The following is a 22,346-nucleotide window of genomic DNA, read 5'->3' on the forward strand; positions in this document are numbered from 1 at the left end:
AGCACACCCGCGGCACCGACCGAACACCCTCAGCACACCCACCGTCGCCCTCACCGGCGACCAGGCCCAAGGAGCCCTCATGCCCAGCAACAACGTGCAGCTCGAGTACAGCCAGATCGACAATGTCGCCACGGAGCTGAACCACGCCGTACTGACCATCAACCCGCAGCTGATGAAGCTGAAGAACTCGGTGACCGTCCTCCTCAACGACGGTCTGTTCCTGCAGCAGACCAGCCCGGCCATGCAGCACGCCTACGAGCAGTTCACCGCCCAGCTGACGCAGATCGTCAGCAAGATCGAGGACTTCTCCAAGCAGTTCACCTCGATCAAGACCCAGATCGACGACATGGACCGGACGATGGCGGCGCAGATCAAGGGCGACGGCAAGTAGCACCGACCAGTCCGCCGGACACGGGGAAGGGGCGCCGCTCGACGCGGCGCCCCTTTTCTCTTCGCGTTCCCGCCGCGCCTCAGCGCGCGTCGGCGCCCTCGGTCTCCGGTACCACGACGGTCGTCAGGGACCCCGCGTCGTCGACCGTGAAGGCGCGTCCCGGTACCCGGTTCACCCGGATCACGTTGTGCGGCAGGCGCAGGCCCAGGACGTCTCCCTCGCCGATGGTCTGCGGCGACAGCAGCAGCCCCTTGCGCGAGCGCCGCACCTGACTGATCCAGGAGCTGATCGGCGACACCAGCGCCTCGGCGGGGCCTGCGACGGCCAGGCCGACGGAGCGGTCGCGGCCGGAGGAGGCGATGTCCCGGAGCATGGTGTCCATCGCCGACATGGCCAGCAGATCGGCGTCGTCCACCATGACGACCGCGGCGCCGCCCACCTTCTCCAGTGCCGCCTGGAGGTCCTGCTCGCTCGGGCTGGGCGCGGACAGCACGACCGCCCTGGGGTGGCCGTCGAGGCCGCGCAGCGGCGACTCACGAGGCGTCACGGCCACCACGCCGGTCCCGGAGCGCAGCAGGGACGCCGCCAGGGACAGCAGGGCGGTGCTGCGGCCGGACCCGGGCGGGCCGACGATCGTGTAGGTCGAGGCGACTCCGGCGAAGTCCACCCACACGGGGGCCACTTCGTCGCCGCCGAGCCCCAGCATCGCGGTCAGCGGGCCGCGCGGCGCCGTGCCCACACGCTCGTACGCCTCCTTGAAGCCGATCGTCATCGGCAGCGTCTCGATACGGAACGGCCGTGCCGCGGCGGGCACGCCCAGGTCCCGGGCGGCCGCCTCGGTGCCGATCGCCCGCAGCGCCTCGGCCTGTTCCGGACCGCTGAGGCCGCCCGGCAGCACGGCGATCTGCAGCTCGCTTCCGGCGTCGGTGCGGAAGCCGCGGCCAGCCGGGATCACGGAGGGGACCTGTTCGCGCGGGATGCCGCACATGGTGTAGTCGCTGATGTCGTTCATGCGCAGCAGCAGCTTGTTGTCGTTCAGGGACGCGATCCGTCCGGCCATCAGGGCCCGTTCGGAGGTGGCGACGACGTGCATGCCGACCGCCGCTCCCTCCCGCAGCAGCATCCCGACCTGGCTGATCATGCGGCCTTCCTCGATCTCGCCGATCAGCGCGCTCAGCGTGTCCCAGCCGTCGATGAACAGCACGAGGTGGGCCGGGCGCCGGTTCGGGGGCAGCGCCGCGCGCAGCTCGGTGATGTTGCCGGCCGAGTGGGCGGTCATCAGCTCCTGGCGGCGCACGAGTTCGGCGGTCAGCCGGTTGAGGAGGCGGCCCATGCGCTCCACATCGGAGCGCGGCACGACGGCGCCGGTGTGCGGCAGCGCGGAGAGCGCCGACAGGGCGCCGCCGCCCGCGTCGATCGCGTAGTAGTGCAGGTCCGCGCAGGAGTTGGCGCGGGCCAGGGCGCTGGCCATGGTGCGCAGGGTCTGTGACCGGCCCGAGCGCGGCATGCCCAGGACGAACAGGTGCGAGAGGGTGTTCGGGTCGAGGAACACCGGTGGCTGCGCCTGGAGTTGGGGCAGGTCCTCGCGGGCCCAGGCGGCCGGGACGAGCCGTGCGTCGCCGGTGGGGGCCGCCGGCTCCGGCAGGTCGGACAGGGTGAGGCTGTCGGTGAGCGGCGGCAGCCAGGGGCTGGGCTGGGGCTGATGGCAGGAGGTCCGGGCGGCCTCCAGGACCGCGTCGACGAGCGCCATCAGATCGGTCGGCCCCTCCTCGTCGTCGAGGAAGGCGAACTCGTCCTCGGTCTCCTCGGGTGCCTCCGCATGGCGGCCGAGGCCCTGCCAGGACAGCGGGGTCGTCCACAACCCTGTGTCCTCGTCGGCGAGCTCGGGCTGCGCGCCGCCCGGCTCCTGGACGGAGTCGTCCGGTGTGCCGACGGCGGCGGTCTCGCCCTGCGGGCGCGGGGCACCCACGTACGCCGTCTGGAAGCTCATGGCCGAGCGGTGCCCGAGCCGCACCAGGGCGCGTCCGGGGGTGGCCGCGGAGATGCTCGCCGCGTCCGGTACGTCGAGCACGTCGGTGCTCTCGTTGGCGTCGGTGACGCGCAGCGAGATCCGCAGGTTGGTGTTGGCCCGGATGTCGCTGGTGACGACGCCGGCGGGCCGCTGGGTGGCCAGCACCATGTGCAGGCCGAGGGACCGGCCGCGCTGGGCGATGCCGACCAGGCCGGGGATGAAGTCGGGGATCTCCCGGGCGAGGGTGGCGAACTCGTCGATGACGAGCAGCAGTCGGGGCATCGGCGGCAGGCCCGGGTCGCGGCGGCGCAGGGCCCGGTACTCGGGGTGGTCCTTGGCCCCGGCCGCAGCGAGCATGTGCTCGCGGCGCATCAGTTCCGCGGTCAGCGAGGTCAGCGCGCGCTGGACGAGGTGGCTGTCGAGGTCGGTGACCATGCCGAGGGTGTGCGGCAGCCGCACACAGTCCTTGAAGGCGCTGCCGCCCTTGTAGTCGACCAGCACGAAGGTCAGTTCGTCGGGGCGGTTGACCGCGGCCAGGGAGGCGACGAAGGTCTGCAGCAGTTCGGACTTGCCGGAGCCGGTGGTGCCCGCGATCAGCGCGTGCGGGCCGTCCTTGACCAGGTCGAGGGCGACCGGGCGGTCGAAGCCCTGGCCGACCAGCGCGGAGGTGGAGGCCGGACGGCGGTCCCAGCGCCGGGTCAGTTCCTCGGCGGTGGGGGGCTCCAGGTTCAGCAGGTCGAGGAGCGAGACGCTGTCGGGGAGTCCGCCGCCCGCGTCCGGGGTGACGTCGCGCACCGGGGCGATGCCGCGGGCGAGGCGTTCGGCCCACTCGGAGGTGACGTAGTCCGGACGGATGCCGGTGACGTCGGGCTGCCCGGTGCGGCGCAGCGTCAGGGTGTCCTTGGCGATGGACACGACCGCGCTGGCCTCTTCGGGGAGCATCCGCTCCTCGCGGTCCAGGCACAGCAGGTGGATGCCGCGCAGCGGGCCCTCCTTGAGGACCTGGACCATGCCGGGGACGTCGCGCAGTTCGCGTGCGCCGTCCAGGACGACCAGGACGGCGGGCTCGCTGAGCAGTGCGCCGCGCAGGGTGGCCTGCTGTGCCTGGGTGCGGGTGCGGATGACGTTGATGAGTTCGGTGACGCGGTTGGCGACGGTCTCCGGGTCGTTGCCGAGCAGGATGACGGGGGCGTTGTCCTGGGAGGCGGAGAGCCCGGACCGGGCGTGCGGCAGCCAGCGGGCCCATTCCCACGCGTCGGCCGTCTTGTTGTCGGTGAGGACGCAGATCTTCAGGTCGCGGGGGCTGTGCAGGACGGCGGCCTGGGCGACCGCCCAGCGGGCCAGCGCGCGGGCGGGTTCCTCGGGTCCGGCGACGCCGACGACCCGGCTGCCGGCGAGGTCCACGCCGATGGGCATGTCGGGGATCTGCCAGCTGACGTTGCGGTGGTTGTCCTCGCGGGCTCCGTCGTCGATCTGGAGCAGCGACTGCTGCTGGGTGGTGCCGATGCGCAGGACGAGGTTGTCGGGGTCGGACGGCCGGCGTTCCCACAGGCGGGCGCCCGGTCCGACGGCCATGAGACCGACGGTCGCCGGGTCGGGGGCGGAGGCGATGCGTACGCGCCGCTCGTGGTCGACCTTGTCCCGGACGTCGGCCTCCAGGGAGGCGCGGCGCAGCCGGTAGTTGGCGACGCCCTCCAGGTACTCCTTGCGGCCGCCGCGCCGTCCGCTGATCCAGTTGCCGATGCCCATGACCGGGCTGAGCACCATGAACGCCAGGTAGAGGAAGGAGTGGAAGATCCAGACCATGGCCACGCCCATGAACATCGGCGCGATGATCACCAGGAAGGGCAGGGGCCGGCGTTTGGGGGGTCCGGGCGGGCCGGGCAGCCGGAAGGTCTCCGGCTGGAGCGGGGGCAGCAGCCGGGGCGGCCGGTTGAAGTCCAGGCCGGCCTTCGGCGACGGGATGACGGCGGCGTCGGCCGGGGTGGGCCGTGCGGCGCGCAACAGGTGCTCGCCGAGGACGAGTTCGCCGTCCGGTTCCCACGGCGTCCAGCCGCGGGGCAGTTCGTCGGGCTCCGGCTCCTCGTCGGGGCCGGGGTCGGGTTCCGGCGGCAGTGCGGCCACGTCGACGCGCGGGCGGGGCGGCGGGGCCTCGGGGAGGGAGAGCCGGATCTGTGCGTCGCCTTCGGGCAGCACGGCGAGGACCGTGCCGTCCGGGCGCACGGTCAGGCGCAGTCCGTCCTCCGGTACTCCGCTGCCCACGAGCCGTACGGAGCTGCCCTCGCGGGGCCCGATCAGGTGGGTGCCGATGCCGAGCCGGTGCACCTGGCCGGCCTCGGGGCCGCCGATCACCTGGATCTCGGCCACGGGGGCGGAGCCGGGCGCCTTGGGCGTGGGCATCTCCTCGCGGGCGAGTCCGTAGACCGACGCGGCGCCGGTGACGGGTCCGCCGAGGCCGAGGGTGCTGCCGTCGCGGATGCCGGAGGAGGCGAGCACGGTGTCGGGGTCGAGCATCCGGTCGCCGAGGTAGAGGGGGATGTCCTCGGTGCCGTGGGCGGGGTCCGGCTCGGTGGGGGCGGCGCCCCGGTGGGCGGCCAGCAGTTGCGGGGCCAGTCTGCGCACGGGGGTGGCGGCGGCTGCGTTGACGAGGACGTCGCGCTGCTCCCGCTGTTCGTCGACGGTGGTGACGAGGAGCTTCACGGCTCGTTCCGCCTTTCTGCTCGGAGGGTCTCTCGGGGGTTCTCGAAGGACTCGGCGTCGGAGGTTCCGGCCGCCGAGACGCCGGTGATCTCCGGTTCGGCGAAGAGGTCGTGGACGGCGGGTGCCAGGGGTTCCGGGGGCGGTACGGGTGTCACGGCGGCCGGGGTCGCGGGCCGCGCGGCGGCCGTGGACCGGCGGGCTACGGCGGTGCGGCGAGCGGGCGCCCCGTGGGCGACGGGTTCCGGCGACTCGGGGACCGCAGCCGGGGCCGGGCGCGGCCGGGTGCCGGACGCGGCGGGTTCCGGCGCGGGGCGGTACCGGTCCGGCGACGGGCCGTGCGGGTCCGGGCCAGCGGGCGGCGGTGGCGGACCGGCCGGGCGCACGGAAGCGGCCTTGTACCGGTCACGGCGCACGCGGCGGCTGCGGGCGGTACGGGCGGCGGCGGGGCCCAGCGGCGCGGTGTCGGTCACGATGCCCAGGCCGGGGGTCTCGGTCCGGCCGCGCGAGTCGACCCGGATCTCCCAGCGGTGCGCGGACATCGGGCCGGCGACCACGGCGCACAGCGCTCCGGCGCGGGCCAGCCCGGACAGCCGCGCGGACTGTCCGTCGTCGGGGTTGGCGCACACCACGACCACCGGCCGGGCGGGCTCGGGCGGCGCGGCCTCCAGGGTGTCGAGCACGCTGTCCAGGTCCGGGCCGTCGAAGCGCGGGTGCACGCCGTGGGTCACCAGCACCTCGGCGGATCCGCCCGGCAGGTCGAGATGGGCCGCCACCGCCTGGACGAAGTCGCGGGTGGTCCGGCGGTCGCCGTAGGTGCTCAGGATGCGGGGGCCGCTCAGCAGGTCGAGGAAGACGGCACCGTCGTCGCTCAGGCCCAGCGGTACCAGCACCCTGGGGCCCGCGGGCGGGTGCGTGGCGCCGTGCTCGTCCGGTGCCGCGAGGCGCCCGGCGTCGACGGCGGAGGTGTGCCAGACGAGCGGGTCGTCGCCGGTCTCCCACGGATGTCCGGGCCGCGGCAGGCCCCGGCCCGCGAGCCGCACGGCGACGCGGCCGTCGTCGCGCCGGGTGGCGGGCCGCACCGTCACCGCGAAGCCGAAGGCCTCGGCGGCGTCCGGGCGGGCGGCTCGGTCGGCGCCGTCGAGCGAGCCGTGGGCGAGGGCCGCGACGTCCTGCGAGGCCAGCAGGCGGGTCAGCCGCCGGATGGCCGCGCGGAAGCCCAGGAACTCACGGACCGGCTCGGAGAACGCCTGACCGGTCAGACGTATCTGGCGGGTCAGGCCGCGCCAGGCCCGCCGCCTGCCGCCCTGTCGGTGCACCAGCCAGCGGAGCAACAGCCAGACCAGCAGCAGGAGTTCGGCCAGCGCCAGGATCAGGGCGCTCACGCCCGAGTTCCAGGAGAGGGCGAGCGGCCTGTCCGGTTGCGCCACCGGTATCCAGCCTGCCACCGGATCCACCTGATGGATCTGCACGAGAACCCCTCGATACCTTCGATAGTCGCCGCTCGTGGAGCGGTTCAGGTCTCTCGCCGCTGACTCACATGAGGGAGGTCGACGAGGCCCTGGTGAACACGGTTTCCGGCACATGTGCGGGATGAGCTTCCACCTCGGTCGTGTGACCGGTCCGGCCGCTCAGGTGTGACCACGGCCGTGTCTCGCCGCCGTCCCGGTCGAGTGTAGACGGAAACATGTGTCCTTCACGCACCGGCCGGCGCATCGGCCGCCCGGTGCCGACGCGAGAAACATGTGGCGCCGGGTCACACAACCGGTCACATGCCCGTTCGGGTGAGCCGGGCCGGCCGTGGTGACCGGGGTCTTGACGTCGGCACCGATGGGTGGTGGTTTAGACCACGATCCATCGCTGAATGTGATGGTCCGCTTCCGTGGAGGTGCAGAGTCTCCTATGCCTGAACGTCATCCGTCCTGTCTTCCCCGCGTCCCCCGCCCCCTGCTCGGCGGCGCCGCGCTCCTGCTGGCCCTGAGCACGCTCTCCGTGCCCGCCCGGGCGCTCGACGGTTCGTCAGCCGCCCACGCCGCGCCCGTATCCGGTGCCGCGCCTGCCGCACGGCTGCCCGTCGTCACCCCCACCCCGCAGACCATGAGATCGGCGGGCCGGGATCTCCGCGTACCGGATCGCGTGCGTCTCGTCCTCGGGACGGATGTCGACGCCCCGAGCACCGAGGTCATCAAGCGCGCCCTGGCCTCGGCCGGGGCGCGCCACATCGACACGACGACGCCGGGTGACTCCGCCCCCGCGTCAACCAGCCGCGGAGCGCTGACCGTTGTGGCCGGTTCCGTCAAGGACCGCGCGGTGGCCGACGCCCTGCACGCCGCGGGCGGCACGGTGCCCGGCACCCTGGTGCCGGAGGGCTACTCCCTCGCCTCCCGCGGCACCGCCGGACGCGGCACCGTCGTCCTCGCGGGCAACGACGGGGACGGTGTCTACTACGCGGCCCAGACACTGCGCCAACTGGTGACCGGCGGGCACACCCTGGCGGCCGTCTCGATCACCGACCACCCGAGCATGCCGCTGCGCGGCAGCATCGAGGGCTTCTACGGCGCTCCCTGGTCGCACAGCGACCGCGTCGACCAACTCGCCTTCTACGGTGACATCAAGGCCAACACCTACATCTACACACCGAAGGACGACGCATACCTGCGGGCGCAGTGGCGCGACCCCTACCCCGCCGACAAGCTCGCCGACCTGCACGAGCTGATCGAACAGGCCAGGAACCACCACGTCGACTTCACCTACGCCCTCTCCCCGGGCCTGTCCATCTGCTACAGCGACCCCGCCGACGTGAGCGCCCTGAAGAAGAAGCTGGGCACCCTCTACGACCAGGGCGCCCGCAGTTTCTACGTGGCGCTGGACGACATCAGCTACACCAAGTGGAACTGCGACGCCGACCGGGCGACGTACGGCGCCCCGGGCCGGGCCGCCGCGGGCCGGGCGCAGGCCGGCCTGCTCAACGCGGTGCAGCACGACTTCATCGACACCCACGCGGACGCCGCACCGCTCCAGTTCGTGCCCACCGAGTACTCCGACACGGCCGATTCCGCCTACAAGTCGGTGCTGCGCGCGCAACTGGACCCGAAGGTCGTCGTGCAGTGGACGGGCACGGACGTCGTTCCCCCGTCGGTCACCCTGGCGGACGCCGAGGCCGCGTCCGAGGTGTGGGGGCGCAAGGTGTTCCTCTGGGACAACTACCCGGTCAACGACTACGGGCAGACCACCGGCCGCCTCTTGATGGCCCCGTACGACAAGCGGGAAGCCGGGCTGCACCAGGCCCTGAGCGGCATCGTGCTCAACCCCATGAACCAGGCCGCACCGAGCAAGGTCGCGCTCTTCGGCGGGGCGTCGTTCGCCTGGAACGACGACGACTACGACCCCGTACGCACCTGGCGCGCGGCCGCCGACTACCTGGCCGACGGCGACCGGGCCACCGCCCGGGCCCTGCTGGCCTTCTTCGACACCGAACACCTCGCGCCGACCTTCGGCGACACGAACTGGCAGCCCCAGGCACCCGAACTCGCCGCGCGACTGGCCGACTTCACCACGGCCTGGGACGGCGGATCCCGCGCCGGCCGCCAGGCCGCCCTGCGCGAACTCGGCAGCTACGCGGACCTGCTGGCCGGGGCTCCCGAGCGGATCCGCGCGGGAGTGAAGGACCCGGCCTTCCTGGCCCAGACGAAGCCCTGGCTCGACGCCCTCGACCTGTGGGGCGACGCGCTGCACGCCACGCTGAACGGGCTCCGGGTCCAACTGCGCTCGGGCGGCGGCCAAGAGGACTTCGCCGAGGCGGCCGACCTGGCACGACAGGCCGCCGCGATCACCACGATCCCCGGCACGACCCGGCCGCAGGGCACGATCAAGGTGGCCGACGGGGTCCTGGACGCCTTCATCGCGCGGGCACCACAGATGTGACGTGGAGCGTACGACACCGGCCTGACCCGGCGACGGACGAGCCGTGGTGAAGGCGCCTGCCACGGGATCGCGAGCGTCCCGGGGCGGGCGCCTGACCCGCCGTGGCGGGCGACGCGGTGCTCAGACCGCTTCGGCGAGGGTGCGGCCGTAGAAGTCGGTGAGCCTGTCGACGGCCGCGTCGACGTGCTCCTTCTTGTCGTAGAGGTCGACGTGGCTGGCGCCCTCGATCCAGTGCAGTTCCTTGGGACCGGTGGCCCGCTGGTGGACGTCGACGGCCATCCAGGAGGTGACGGCGCGCGTGCCGACGATCTGCAGCAGGGGGCGCGGACCGATCAGCGGGACGGCGTGGAAGGCGTCGAAGAACGCCAGCTTGTCGATGCTCTCCCAGGCCAGGAACTTCGCCGAGCGCTCGTGCTCGCCCCGCGGGGTGCAGTAGTACTCGAATCCCTCGACGCCGTGCCGGCCGCCGAGCGCGCCGGCCTGTTCGGCGGTCTCGGGGAACATCGTCATGACACCGGCGTCCTCGCCGCGGGCCGCCGTGGTGCGCGCCCGGGCCGCGGCGTCGAGCAGGGTCCGGAAGACGGCCGGGTCCTGGGTGCCGTCGGCCCCCAGGCGGAACTGGCGGGCGACGTCGACGCCGCTGACCGTGGCCACCGCCTTCACCCGGTGATCGCCTCCGGCGGCGGACAGGGAGTAGCCGCCGGAGGCGCAGATGCCGAGGAGGCCGATGCGGTCGTCGTCGACCTCGGCGCGGGTGGTCAGGTGGGAGACGGCCGCCTTGAAGTCCTCGACCCGCTGCGCGGGGTCCTCCAGACCGCGCGGCAGACCGCCGGACTCCCCCTGGTGTGCCGCGTCGAAGGCGAGTGTGACGAACCCTCGCTCCGCCATCCGTCGCGCGTAGATGCCGGACGTCTGTTCCTTCACACTCGTGCCCGGGTGGCCGACCACGAGTGCCGGGCGCGGGCCCACGGCCGGGCCGTCGGGGGTGTAGAGGTGTGCGGCGATCCGGATACCGGCGCTGTCGAAGCTGACATCGGTCCTGGCCATGGGAGGCTCCTTGGTGGTGAGGCGGCGGGGCGGGAACGGCCCCGCCTCTGCGATGTCTCCACCTTCGCGCCGGATCCTCGCGGCGAAAAGAGACAGGTTTCTGCCCGGGAAAGAACCTACCCCCCATACGTTTCCGGCGACGGTGGCCGGTGTGAGCGATCGGCCCGGCTCACACTTTCTGCCCGGTACCTCTTCTGCTCGCCGTACACACATTGCACACTCTTACCTGTCTCATTCCTTTCCATGGCAGGCGGAGCATGCGGGCACGACAGGGGTACAGAGGTCGGCGGCTGGGGCTGACGAGCCTCACGATCGCGGCGAGCGGCCTGCTCGCCCTGCTCATAGGTGTTGCCTTCGCGGTGCTGCTGTGGGCGATCTCCGACGCGAACAGTTCCATATCGGCCAGGCGGGCGTCCCGGACGGCTCTGGTCGAAGCGGGCAGCATGGAGCAGCTGCTGCTCGACCTGGAGACCGGTCAGCGTGGCTTCGTCATCACCGAACGGGAGGAGTTCCTGGAGCCGTGGCGGGCGGCGAGCGAGGAACTCGCGGCGGAGTCACGGCGGTTCACCGGCAGCGCCACCTCCGCGCAACAGCGGCGTGCCGCCGAGGAGATCGCCCGGGACGTCGAGTCGTTCCTGCACGACTACTCGATCCCCCTGGTCGCGATGGTCCGGCGCGATGATCCGGCCGCGTCCGGCCTGAAGGCGGCCATCGACGGCAAGGAGCGTGTCGACGCCCTGCGGGCCGAGTTCCACGCGTACATGGCCGACGAGCGCGCACAGCTCGCGCGGCGCACGGACGCGGCCGGGACCAACAGCCATCAGGCCGTGCTCGCCGCGGCGGTGGGGCTCGCGGCGTCGACCGCGCTCGTGGCCGTCTTCACGGTGCTCCAGCACCGGGCGGTGGTACGGCCGGTGCGCGGCGCGGCGGCCGCCGCGCAGGAGCTCGCGGGCGGTGATCTGAGCGTGCGGGTCGCACCGAGCAGAGTCGCGGAGATCGGGGCGCTCGGCACCTCCTTTAACACGATGGCGGCGTCGCTCCAGGACTCGCGTCGGCGCATCATGGAGAGCACCGAGGCGGTGCACCGGCGTACCGCGCGGGACCTGCACGACGGGGCGCAGCAGCGGCTGGTGAGCCTGATGATCGGGCTCCGTCTCGCGCGGGAGCTGATACCCGGCACGGAGAGCGCCGCGATCGATCTGCTGGACCAGTCCGCGGACAACGCCCAGACGGCGATCAACGAGCTGCGGGAGCTGGCGTCGGGGATCTACCCGCTCGTGCTGACGGTGAAGGGGCTCGTGGCGGCCGTGAAGGACCTGGCGGCCCGTTGTCCCGTGCCCGTGGTCGTCGAGAGCAGCGACGAGCGGCGGATCTCCTCCACCGTCGAGTCGAACGCGTACTTCGTCGTGGCCGAGGCGGTGACGAACGCGGTCAAGCACGCCCGGGCGTCCCGGATCGATGTCTCCCTCGCGTTCGGCGACATGCTGCGGATCGAGGTCGCCGACGACGGTGTCGGGGGCGTGGGCAGGGCCAGCGCGGGCAGCGGGATGACCGGGCTCGCCGAACGGGTGGCGGCCTTCGACGGCAAGCTGACCATCGACTCGCCGCCCGGCGCGGGCACCAGCATCCTGATCCAGATCCCGGCCGAACCGGCGAAGACGGCCGCCGCCGGCACGGTCGGTGAGGTGGGCGCGGGACGGTGAGGTGGGTGCGGGACGGTGAGCCGTCCTCACTCGACCGGCTGGACCAGTTCGTCCCAGTCCACGCCGTCCAGTTCGGTCCCGCGAGGGACCAACTCGTACGTTCTGGAGAGCCAGTTCGCCACCGGTTCGGCGTCGAACTCGATCAGCGCCGTGTGGAGGTTCCCGAGTCGGACGCAGAGCGAGGTGAGGCCGCCGTCGTGGTCGTGGACCGGCCAGAGCCGCACATCGCCCTCGCCCACGCTGCCGGTCAGTCCGTCGGCGAGCAGGTCGCGGGAGAGGACCCAGCGCACCGGCCGCTCACCGTCGGTGCCGAAGACCATCGTGACGGCGAGCGGATCGGCACTGTCGTACGACACCTCGCAGGTCCGCGTCAGAGCGAGGTCCGCGAACACCCAGTGCGCGGCCTTCAGGGAGAGCTGGCACTTCTTCATGGTGGCCTCCTGGGCGGCTCGGCCGGTCGGCCGGTCTCGGAACGGGGTGGGTCCGGGTCGGATCAGTCGACGGCCCGGAGAGTGCCGGGACGGCGCCCGTGCAACACGTCGCCGTCAGTCACATGTGTGAGGCGCCGCGGGCCGGAGGAAACTCCCCGGAACCTTGCGCCAAGTCTGCGATCGGGGGCGCGTCCGGGTCTGTCGTGTCCGCCCTCGCCCTTCGTGGGGGCTTCCCCACGGCGTTGTGGGGTCCACCCCACCCTCCGGCCGACGACGAAGACCCGCGGTCGGCGGGCCTTCGTCAGGACGCGGCGGGACCGAACAGCCCCCGGAGGTCCGCGTCGAACAGCCGGTCCTTGGCGACGAAGGACTCGATGCCCGCTCGCTCCAGTTCCTCGTGCGACCAGAACGACTTGTCCGTGGACGTCAGCACGATGCGCGGGGGGTTGTCCTCCTCGGTGACCTGCCGGGCCACGGCCAGTCCGTCCGTGTCCGGCAGGTGGAGATCGAGCAGCAGCCCGTCGGGGCGGTGGGCCCGCACCGCGGCCAGGGCCGAGGCGCCGTCCCGGGACTCCGCCACGACGCATAGGCCCCGTGCCGTCAACAGCATCGTGGCGATGCGGCGGAACCCGGGGTCGTCGTCGACGACGACGATGTTGATGCACATGCCCTCAGCATGCCGGGCGGCCCGACGGGTGGACCATAGGGGGAGCCCTACGGTTTGTGTATCACTCACGCACAGGCGGCTCCCTCCGCGCTCACGTGCCCTGTGACACGTAGGACGGTCAGTTTTCCGACGCCGGGTCCTCCGCGGCCTGCGCCAGGCCGCTGGACGCGCGCAGCGGGACTTCCTTGATGAACAGGGTGACGAGGAAGGCGAGCAGCGCGATCGGGGCGACGTACATGAAGATGTCGCCGATGGCGTGTCCGTAGGCGCTCTCCAGCCAGGTGCGCACGGGTGCCGGCAGCACGGCCAGGTCCGGCAGCCGGCCGCCGCCGGAGGCCTGCCCCGCCGTCACCCGGTCCTGCGGGCTGAGCCGGGTGACGGTCTCGCGGGCGTAGTGGCCGATCCGGGTGGTGAGGACCGAGCCGAGCACCGAGACACCCACCGCGCCGCCGAGGGAGCGGAAGAAGGTGACCGTGGAGGACGCGGCGCCGAGGTCGCCCGGAGACACCTGGTTCTGCGTGCACAGGACGAGGTTCTGGAGCGTCATCCCGACGCCGAGGCCCATCAGCGCCATGCAGAAGGCGATGTACAGGTACGACGTGTCGTGGCGGAGCATGCCGAGCAGGGCCAGGCCGGCCGTCAGCAGGACGCCGCCCGCGAGGAGCCAGCCCTTCCACTTGCCGGTGCGGGTGATGATCCGGCCGGAGACCGTGGAGGAGACGAACAGGCCCGCGATGAACGGGATCGTCATGACGCCCGACATGGTCGGCGACTCACCGCGCGCCAGCTGGAAGTACTGGCTGAAGAAGACGGTGCCCGCGAACAGCGCGATGCCGACGAACAGGGAGGCGACGGAGGCGAGGGCGATGGTGGGGTTGCGGAACAGCCGCAGCGGGATGACCGGCTCGCTCGCCCTGGTCTCGGCGAACAGGAAGATCAGCGTGAGCACGACCGACGCGCCGACCAGCGTGTACGTCTGCCAGGACAGCCACGCGTACTTGTCGTCGGCGAAGGTGACCCAGACCAGCAGGGTGCAGACGGCCGCGGTGACGAGGAACGCGCCGGCCCAGTCGACCTTGACCTGGCGCTTGAGCACCGGCAGGTTCAGCGTCCGCTGCAGCACGACCAGTGCGACGACCGCGAAGGGGATGCCGACGAAGAGGCACCAGCGCCAGCCGAGCCAGGACGTGTCGGTGATGACGCCGCCGAGCAGCGGACCGCCGACGGTGGCGACGGCGAAGGTGGCGCCCAGGTATCCGGAGTAACGGCCGCGCTCCCGGGGGGAGATCATCGCTGCCAGCACGACCTGGGCGAGCGCGGACAGCCCGCCGCCGCCCAGGCCCTGGATGACGCGGGCGCCGATCAGCGTGGCGGGGTTCTGCGCGAGACCGGCCACCAGGGAGCCGGCGACGTAGATGACGAGCGACGACTGGACCAGGATCTTCTTGCTGAACTGGTCGGCGAGTTTGCCCCACAGGGGGGTCGAGGCGGTCACCGCGAGCAGGGAGGCGGTGACGACCCAGGTGTAGGCGCTCTGTCCGCCGCCGAGGTCGCTGATGATCCGGGGCAGCGCGTTGGTGACGACGGTCGAGGAGAGGATCGCGCAGAACAGGCCGAGCAGCAGTCCCGAGAGAGCACGCATGATCTGCGCGTGGGTCATCGGCGCGTGGCCGGCACCTCCTCCGTGGTGGGCGTGCGACCGCACACCTTCGCTGGGGGTGGTTGTCATGGGTGTTGGTTCCTTACGTGGTGACAGCGGGTGTCATGGGGTGTCATGGGGTGTCATTGCCTGAGGCAACTACGGCGTACGACGATCAGCGCAGGACGCGGCGGGACACGTTGGTGGTGACCAGGTCGAGGGGTTCCTCGCCCCGGCCGGACAGGACGGTGCGGATCGCGTAGAGGGTGAAACCCTTGGCCTGTTCGACCGTGACCGCGGGCGGCACGGACAGCTCCTGACGTGCCGTCATGGGCGAAGGCGCCCTTGAGTGCCGCCGGCACCGGCACCGGCACTCGCCTCGGTCGACGAGCGCCCGGCCAGTCTGGCCGGGCCGGCATCGCGCACACATCCGTCGAATGACTGCGTGCCGGGCGGCCGTGTGCCCTGGGCATCTCGGTCGGACGACTGTCCGCCTCCGAGGACTCCTGCCGACCGGTCCCCGCGGGCCGATCCGAGCTCCGACCTGCGCGCTCCTACAATGTCCTGGCACCGTCGCGGAGACGGCGTCGCCCGTACGACCGGGCTCGGACGAAGGTGGTGGCCCGTGGCGTTCGCCGATTCCCCGGAGGCCGGAGCCGCCGGCCCGCTGGTGGGGCGCGAGCGCGACCTGGCCCGCATCCTCGGGGTGTCCGCACCGCATGCGGGCGGTGCGCTGCTGCTGTCCGGGGATCCCGGTGTCGGCAAGTCCGCGGTCCTCGACGCCGTGGCCGCGGCCGCCGCGCAGGACGGGACCCGGGTGCTGCGCGCGGCCGGCGCCGAGTTCGAGGCGGACATCGGCTACTCGGCGCTGCACCAGATCCTGCTGCCGCTGCACGGCGCGCTCGACCGGCTCGCCGCCCCCGGCAGGGAGGCCATGACCGTCGCCCTGGGCTTCGGCGCGGGCCCGCCCCCGGACCGCCTGGTCGTCTGCAACACCACGCTGGCGCTGCTGCGGTCGGTGGCCGAGAAGAGCCCCGTCCTGCTGATCGTGGACGATCTGCCGTGGGTGGACCGGGCGAGCGCCGCCGTCTTCGGTTTCCTCGCGCGCAGGCTGTCCGGCGACCGGGTCCGGTTCCTGGCCGCTTCGCGTACCGGCGTGGACAGCTTCTTCGACGGCAGCGGCCTCCCGGCGTACGAGCTGCCCGCCCTGGACCGGGACTCCGCCGCCCGCCTCGTCGACCTGCGCTTCCCCGACCTCGCGCTCCCGGTGCGGCGGCGCCTCCTGGAGGCCGCGCAGGGCAACCCGCTGGCCCTGCTCGAACTGCCCGACGCGCTCCGCGCCGACCAGCGCCGGGCCCGCGAGGTGCTGCCCGCCGTCCTGCCGCTCGGCGAACGCCTGCAGAACCTCTTCGTCTCCCGTGTCCGTACGCTGCCCGAGGCCACCCGCGCCCTGCTGCTGCTCGCCACCCTCGACGGCACGGGCGACCTCGGGGTGCTCTCGGCGGCCGCGCGGGAGTCGGACGCCCCCGCGGATCTGCGCGACCTCGACCCCGCCGAGCGGGACGGGCTCGTACGCGTCGAGGAGTCACCGCGGCGCCTGGTGTTCCGGCACCCGCTGATCATGTCCGCCGCGGTCGCGGCGGCCACCAGCAGCGCCCGCCGCGCGGCGCACCGGACGCTGGCACACGTGCTCGCCGACCGGCCGGAGCAGCGCGCCTGGCACCTGGGCGAGGCGACCCTCCAGCCGGACGAGGAGGTGGCGCTCCTGCTGGAGCGGACGGCACGGCACATCCTGGACCGCGGTGACGCGGTGGCCGCGATCGCCGCGCTCACCCGGGCGGCGGACCTCAGCCCGCAGGGCGCCGACCGCGCGCGCCGGCTGTCGGAGGCCGCCTACGTGGGGGCGGAGGCGATCGGCGCGCTGCGCAGCGCCTCGGAGCTCCTCGAGGACGCCCGACGGGCGGACCCCGGACACGGCATGTCCCTCAACTCGGCGAACGCGGCAGTGCAGTTGGTGCTGAACAGCGACGGCGACCTGGCCACCGCCCACCGCCTGCTGGTCGGCGCCATCGAGGAGGGCGATCACGGCTACGACGCCGAGGACCCGGCCCTCGTCGACGCGCTGCACTTTCTGGCGCTGCTGTGCAACTACGGCGCCCGCGAGGAACTGTGGGCGCCGTACTACGCGGCCGTCGCCCGGCTGCGCCCCGCTCCCCCGCCGCTGCTGCTGGTCGCCGCCCGTGTGTGGGGGGACCCGGCGCACGCGGACGCGGCGACGCTGCGCGAGCTGGACGAGATCATCGCCGGCGCGCTGCGGGAGACCGACCCCGCCCGCGTCGTGCGGGTGGGGACCGCCGCGCTCTACCCGGACCGGCTGTCGGCGGTGCGCGAGGCGGCCTGGCGACTGGTGCGGCAGGGCCGTGAGGGCGGCCCGGTGCGCCGGCACATCGGCGCGCTGCTGCACCTGTGCCTGGACGACTACCACCGGGGCCGGTGGACCGAGGTCCTGGAGCTGTCGGAGGAAGGGCTGACGCTCTGCGAGCGGTCCGGGTACGCCGTCTGCACCTGGTTCTCCCAGTACACCAAGGGACTTGTGACCGCGTCGCGGGGCGACACCCGGACCGCGCACGCGCTCGCCGAGGCGATGATCAACTGGGCCTCGCCGCGCGGCATCCGGGAGGCCGTCCACTGCGCGCAGCACGTGCACGCCCTCGCGGACATCGCCGACGGCGACTTCGACGCGGCGTTCGGCCGCGTGACCTCCATCAGCCCCGCGGGCAGCTTCCCCCCGTACGTCGCGCACGCCTCGTGGGTGTTCTTCGAGCTGGTGGAGTCAGCGGTGCGCACCGGCCGGCGCACGGAGGCGACGGCACATGTGCAAGCTTTGCGCGGGACGAACGTCGCCGGACTCTCGCCCCGGCTCGCGCTGCTCGCCGGCTGCGCCGAGGCACTCGTGGCGGAGGACGACGCCGAGGCGGCCCGCCTGTTCGAGCAGGCGCTGGCCACGCCGGACGCGGAGCGGTGGCCGTTCGAGCTGGCGCGGGTCCGGCTGGCGTACGGCGAACGCCTGCGCCGCTCCCGGGCGTTGTCCGAGTCGAAGGCTCCGCTGACGGCGGCGCTGAAGACGTTCGAGCAGCTGGAATCCGCGGCCTGGGCGGACCGTGCGCGCAAGGAACTGCGGGCGGCCGGACGGGTCGTGCCGCACGCGGCCGGGACGGTCGGTCCGGCCGGGTCGGCGCTGACCGCGCAGGAACGCGAGATCGCGGAGCTCGCCGCGACCGGCCTGACGAACAAGCAGATCGCCGAGCGCCTGTTCATCTCGCACCGCACCGTCGGCGCGCACCTGTACCAGATCTACCCGAAGCTCGGGATCGCCTCCCGGGTGGCGTTGCGGGACGCGCTGCATCCGCTGGACCGGGACTGACGCCGGCCCCGGGCCGGGCGGATCCGCTCACTCGGCCTGCAAGGGGCCCGCGAACGACTTGCGCAGCGACTTGGGAGCGACCAGCGGGAGAAGGGACGCGAGCACCTTGCCCTTGGCCGTCGCCGGCTGTCGCGTCAGCTCGACGTCGACGCGGGTTCCGTCGCCCTCCGGAGTCATCTTGAACACCCAGCCGCCACCGGCACCGAAGAGCTTGGAGTCCAGCGTGGTGATGGTGACGGTGTCCCCGGCCGGCGCCCACTCGTAGCGCGCCCGCTCCCAGGCGGCGGCGGTGCCCTCGGTGACCTCGGCCCAGGTGTCGCCGAGGTCGTGGACCTCGAAGTGGTCGGCGTCGACGGTGGGCCAGGACTGCGCGCGGGTGGGACCGAAATCGGTCAGCACCTCCAGCACGCCCTTGGGGTCGAGCCGGGAGAGGAGCTGGATGCGGACAACTGCCATAATATTTCCTTCACTTGAAGAGTAACTACTCTGAGCGGTGGCGCTAGATTGTCACGCGGTTCCGTCACCAGTCAAGGAGGTTACCGCGGGCAACCCGGACCGACGACGGCCGTGGCGCGGCGGCCACCACCCCCGACCTCAGCCCCCCGTTCACGGCCTTCACGGTGCCCACGGCGTTCTCGGCCTGGAACATCCAGCTGTGCTTCTCCAGGTCGGCGGTCAGGCCGATCAGGAGGTCCTGGGTCACCGCGTCCGCCGCACCGGCCTCCTCGATCCGCCCCCGCACCCGTTCAATGACGGCGGCGAACGTCCTCACCAGGGCTTCGACCACATCGACATCCTTGGTCCAGCCCGCGGGGAAGTCCGGAACGCCGCTGGTGGCGGCGACGGTTCCGGCCCGTCCGTCCGGGCTGACACCCAGCGCCGCGGCGCGTTCGGCCACGGTGTCGGCGTAGTCGCGCGCGGCGATCGCCACCTCGTCGAGCTGAAGGTGGATCGAGCGGAAGCCCGGCCCATAGAGGTTCCAGTGCGCCTGCTTGGCCACCAGGGACAGGTCGAGCAGATCGACGAGCGTCGCCTGCAGCACGCTCCCCACGATCGTGCGTTCCCTGTCCCGCAGTGGTCCGTTGATGACCGTCATGGGTGTGGATTCCTTTCGCGGATGGTCGCTGACGTGACCAGTCTCGAATTCTTCGGCCCCGCTCGAATCAGTCGTTTGACTGCCGGGTCGACCGCTGGGATCCCGCACCGGCCCTCCACGCCGAGGCCTTCACACATGCCCCCGCTCTCCTCGACCGTCAACTGACCGATGTGCGGGTCCCGTCCGCGGCGAAGAGTGGCCTGACGGAGCGACCGACCAACCCGTTCGTCACCTGTTAGAGTGGTGACACGCGAACGGGAATGCTGCCGTCGGTCCGGCGCGTGGCCAACGCCACACGTGTGCCGCCCCGCGCACCCAATGTCAACGCTTTGCAGCAGGCCGCACTTGAGCGGCGGACGAGGAGAATGACGTGAAGTCCAGCAACCCGATCTTTTCCCGCTGGGGCGCCGCCGGTGACACGAACCGGGTCGGCAGCCACCCGAAGCAGCCGGTGGGCGCCACCGTCGGCGGCGCGCCGACGGACGACCATCTGGGCAACCCCTACACACCGGGCGCCGCACCCTCCACCCGTGCCACGGACGCCGTCACGATGGACGACGTCATCGTGCGCACCGGCACGACGCTCGGCACGGTGACCCTGGCGGCGGTGCTGTCCTGGCTGCTGCTCCCGGTCGACGAGGCGAACCTCGGCATGTCCTACGGCCTCGCCGTGGTCGCGGCCTTCGTCGCCTTCGGCCTGTCGATGGCGCAGGCGTTCAAACGGACGCCGTCCCCGGCGCTGATCCTCGGCTACGCGGCGTTCGAGGGCGTGTTCCTCGGCGTGCTCTCCAGCACGGTCTCGACGTACATCTCTCCGGGTGTGGTCGTGCAGGCGGTGCTCGGCACCTTCGCCGTCTCCGCGGGTGTGCTCATCGCCTACCGGCGGCGCTGGATCCGGGTCGACCGGCGGTTCGCCGGGTTCGTGACGGCCGCCGCGACCGGATTCGTGATCCTGCTGGTCGCCGACTCCCTCTTCGCCCTCTTCGGTGCGGGTGACGGTCTCGGCTTCCAGAGCGGCGGCCTCGGCATCGCCTTCGGTGTCGTCGGCATCCTGCTCGGCGCGGCCTTCCTCGCCATGGACTTCAAGCAGGTCGAGGACGCCGTCGCCTACGGCGCCCCGCGCGAGGAGGCGTGGTTCGCCGCCTTCGGCATCACCACCACGCTGGTGTGGATCTACTTGGAGGTGCTGCGGGTGCTGACCATCTTCAACAGCGACAACTGAGTTCACCGGTCTCCGACACCGCGGGGGCACACGCGATGCGCGTGTGCCCCCGCGGTGTCTCCGTGCGCGGGTCCGCCGTCTGAACCCGCCCACGGGTCCGACGCGTTCTCACCACGTCGGCCGACCGCCAGGAAAGGAAAGAGACATCTCATGAGCCCCCGCCGGACATGCCCGTACGAGGACGGTCGCGTGGTCATCGACGCGGCCTTCAAAGCCGAAGCTCCCACCCGGTACGCGCGGTTGCGCGAAGCGGGCCCCATCCATCCGGCCGAGTTCCATCTCGGCCTGAAGGGCTGGGTGGTGGTCGGGTACGACCTGGCCCGGGAGGCACTGGCCCATCCCGCGCTGCTCAAGGACGCCACGCCCGCCGCCGAGGCCCTGGAGGCCGCCGGTTACGTCCTGCACCGGCCCAAGGTCGGGCTCGGCGCGCAGATGATGGAGGCCGACCCGCCCGAGCACACCCGGCTGCGCCGTCTGGCCTCGGCCGCGTTCACCCCGCGCCGTACGGCCGAACTGGCCCCGCGTATCGAGCAGATCGCCCACGCCCTGATCGACGCGCTGCCGCCCGCGGGCGAGACCGATCTCGTCGAGGCGTTCAACGCGCCCCTGCCGGCCACGGTCATCGCCGAGCTCCTCGGCATCCCGGAGGAGCACCACCTGGACTTCCGCCGCTGGTCGGCCCTGGCGCTCCAGGTGGCCTCGCCGGAGCACCGCACGGCGCTGGTCGGGTTGCACGGCCTGCTGGCCGATCTGGTGGCGGAGAAGCGGCATGCCCCTCAGGACGACCTGCTGTCGGCGCTGGTCGCCGTGCGCGACGACGAGGACGGCCGGCTCACCGAGGAGGAACTGGTGGGTACGGCGATGATGCTGGTCGTCGCCGGCCACGAGAGCAGCGTGAACCTGCTGGGCAACGCGGTACTGTCGCTGCTCCAACACCCCGACCAGCTCAGCCTGTTGCGCGAGCGGCCCGACCTGGTGCCCGGTGCGGTGGAGGAGTTCCTGCGCCACGACACCTCCGTCGAGCGCTCCACCAGCCGGTACGCCGCCGAGGACATCGAGCTGGGCGGGGTGGCGATCCCCCGGGGCGGCATGGTCGTCGTCGCGCTCGGTGCGGCGGGCCGCGACGCCCCGCAGGCCGACGGCGGCGACCCGGCCGTGCTCGACGTGGCCCGCCCTGCCGCCCGTCACCTGGCCTTCGGGCACGGCGTCCACTACTGCCTTGGCGCGCCGCTGGCCCGCCTGGAGAGCACCATCGCCCTGCGCACACTGCTCACCCGCGTCCCCGAACTCGAACTCGCTGTTCCCGTCGAGTCGTTGGAGTGGATCGGCTCCGGCATCATCCGCGGGGTGCTGTCCCTGCCGGTTCGCTACCGCGTCAACTGATCCCCGTACGGGGAACGCGAACGCGCCCCGGCCCGCGCCTTGTCGAGGCGCGGGCCGGGGCGTTCCCGTTCACGGAAGCGGTACGGGCGTCAGACCGTCCGGAGCCGCAGCTGGCGGGACTTCCAGCCGAGCAGCAGTGCCTGGAGGATGAACCACACCCCGCCGCCCGTGGCGTACACGGACAGCACGTCGAGCGACGGATGGTCGCCCGCGGCCTGGATGTTGTAGGTGATGCCGACGAGGAAGGACAGCCCGCCCGAGATCAGGGTCGGCCACTGCTTGCCGAACTCGGGTCCGCGCCGCCGCACTCCGACGATCACCTGGGCGGCGCCGGAGATGACGGCCCAGGCACCGAACACGTGGAGCACCGGTGCCTCACCGCCGGCGCCGGCCACGCCGATCGCCAGGGCGGCCAGCGTGCTGAGCACCCCGTTGAACGCGATGATCCGGCGCTCGGAACCGTCGGGGGTGGCACGGTGATCGAGCAGCGAGGACACCGCGTCGATCAGCGGGTAGACGACCAGCAGGGTGATCGCCACCGCGTCGACGTCCTCGTGGGCTCCGGCGAACGCCAGGGCCCACGCCACGGCGAGGATGCCGCGGCCCAGGTACAGCTTCAGCAGCGAGGAACGTTCGCCCGTGGCCGCCCGGCCGGTCGGGGTCGCGGTCTGGGTGCTCATGTCGGTTCGGCCTTTCTCAGGTCAGGAGGTC

15 protein-coding genes and 1 pseudogene are annotated in these 22,346 nt (G+C 72.4%); 6 read left to right on the top strand and 10 right to left on the bottom strand.

All coding sequences use genetic code 11. The annotated features are described in order from the left end of the window. The first annotated feature begins 79 nt into the window (after positions 1-79). Positions 80-391: a hypothetical protein gene (locus tag K377_RS36730; protein ID WP_111667984.1), complete on the top strand. Its 312-nt coding sequence runs from the start codon at positions 80-82 to the stop codon at positions 389-391. A 79-nt stretch (positions 392-470) separates the two neighbouring features. On the opposite strand, the gene K377_RS36735 is transcribed toward K377_RS36730, so the two are convergent. Next, positions 471-5,102 carry an FtsK/SpoIIIE domain-containing protein gene (locus tag K377_RS36735; protein WP_111667985.1) on the bottom strand — a complete coding sequence of 1,544 codons (4,632 nt, stop codon included), beginning with the start codon at positions 5,100-5,102 and terminating at the stop codon, positions 471-473. Continuing rightward, entirely contained in the window at positions 5,099-6,571 is a 1,473-nt protein-coding gene (locus tag K377_RS36740; protein WP_111667986.1) for a hypothetical protein, read from the bottom strand. The genes K377_RS36735 and K377_RS36740 overlap by 4 nt, the downstream gene beginning before the upstream one ends. Before the next feature lie 430 nt (positions 6,572-7,001). Here K377_RS36740 and K377_RS36745 point away from each other — a divergent pair, with 430 nt between their 5' ends. Then, the gene (locus K377_RS36745; protein WP_111667987.1) at positions 7,002-9,023 is read left to right on the top strand and encodes a beta-N-acetylglucosaminidase domain-containing protein; all 2,022 of its coding nucleotides are present in this window, start codon (positions 7,002-7,004) and stop codon (positions 9,021-9,023) included. A 120-nt stretch (positions 9,024-9,143) separates the two neighbouring features. On the opposite strand, the gene K377_RS36750 is transcribed toward K377_RS36745, so the two are convergent. Continuing rightward, a complete protein-coding gene (locus K377_RS36750) occupies positions 9,144-10,070 on the bottom strand; it encodes an alpha/beta hydrolase (protein WP_111667988.1) in 927 nt (308 codons plus the stop codon). Between the two features lie 257 nt (positions 10,071-10,327). Here K377_RS36750 and K377_RS36755 point away from each other — a divergent pair, with 257 nt between their 5' ends. After that, positions 10,328-11,773 (top strand): CHASE3 domain-containing protein, encoded by a 1,446-nt coding sequence (locus K377_RS36755; protein WP_111667989.1) that lies wholly within the window; start codon positions 10,328-10,330, stop codon positions 11,771-11,773. A gap of 26 nt (positions 11,774-11,799) precedes the next feature. Here K377_RS36755 and K377_RS36760 read toward each other — a convergent pair whose 3' ends face one another. From K377_RS36760 to K377_RS41900, 4 genes are all read right to left on the bottom strand, one after another. Then, entirely contained in the window at positions 11,800-12,204 is a 405-nt protein-coding gene (locus K377_RS36760) for an SsgA family sporulation/cell division regulator (protein WP_111667990.1), read from the bottom strand. 301 nt (positions 12,205-12,505) lie between these two features. Then, a complete protein-coding gene (locus K377_RS36765; RefSeq protein ID WP_111667991.1) occupies positions 12,506-12,871 on the bottom strand; it encodes a response regulator transcription factor in 366 nt (121 codons plus the stop codon). Positions 12,872-12,989: 118 nt separating this feature from the next. After that, positions 12,990-14,531 (bottom strand): MDR family MFS transporter, encoded by a 1,542-nt coding sequence (locus K377_RS36770; RefSeq protein WP_161195075.1) that lies wholly within the window; start codon positions 14,529-14,531, stop codon positions 12,990-12,992. A 154-nt stretch (positions 14,532-14,685) separates the two neighbouring features. After that, on the bottom strand, positions 14,686-14,841 hold the full coding sequence (locus K377_RS41900) for a hypothetical protein (protein WP_181512743.1): 156 nt from the start codon (positions 14,839-14,841) through the stop codon (positions 14,686-14,688). Between the two features lie 294 nt (positions 14,842-15,135). Here K377_RS41900 and K377_RS36775 point away from each other — a divergent pair, with 294 nt between their 5' ends. After that, positions 15,136-17,934: an AAA family ATPase gene (locus K377_RS36775; protein WP_258395272.1), complete on the top strand. Its 2,799-nt coding sequence runs from the start codon at positions 15,136-15,138 to the stop codon at positions 17,932-17,934. 27 nt (positions 17,935-17,961) lie between these two features. Here K377_RS36775 and K377_RS36780 read toward each other — a convergent pair whose 3' ends face one another. After that, positions 17,962-18,390 carry a hypothetical protein gene (locus K377_RS36780; RefSeq protein WP_111667994.1) on the bottom strand — a complete coding sequence of 143 codons (429 nt, stop codon included), beginning with the start codon at positions 18,388-18,390 and terminating at the stop codon, positions 17,962-17,964. 175 nt (positions 18,391-18,565) lie between these two features. Further along, a pseudogene (locus tag K377_RS36785) lies at positions 18,566-19,030 on the bottom strand (DNA starvation/stationary phase protection protein); the annotation flags it as partial. A 370-nt stretch (positions 19,031-19,400) separates the two neighbouring features. On the opposite strand from K377_RS36785, the gene K377_RS36790 reads away from it, so the two are divergent. Together K377_RS36790 and K377_RS36795 are read left to right on the top strand one after the other, a co-directional pair. Beyond that, positions 19,401-20,252 carry a Bax inhibitor-1/YccA family protein gene (locus K377_RS36790; protein ID WP_111667996.1) on the top strand — a complete coding sequence of 284 codons (852 nt, stop codon included), beginning with the start codon at positions 19,401-19,403 and terminating at the stop codon, positions 20,250-20,252. Positions 20,253-20,402: 150 nt separating this feature from the next. Continuing rightward, positions 20,403-21,635: a cytochrome P450 gene (locus tag K377_RS36795; RefSeq protein ID WP_111667997.1), complete on the top strand. Its 1,233-nt coding sequence runs from the start codon at positions 20,403-20,405 to the stop codon at positions 21,633-21,635. Between the two features lie 89 nt (positions 21,636-21,724). On the opposite strand, the gene K377_RS36800 is transcribed toward K377_RS36795, so the two are convergent. Then, positions 21,725-22,315, bottom strand: coding sequence for a DUF308 domain-containing protein (locus K377_RS36800; protein ID WP_111667998.1), 591 nt, complete (start codon positions 22,313-22,315; stop codon positions 21,725-21,727). Positions 22,316-22,346 lie beyond the last annotated feature (31 nt).

The organism is Streptomyces sp. PsTaAH-137, assembly GCF_003259365.1.
In the GTDB taxonomy this organism is placed as follows: Bacteria; Actinomycetota; Actinomycetes; order Streptomycetales; family Streptomycetaceae; genus Streptomyces.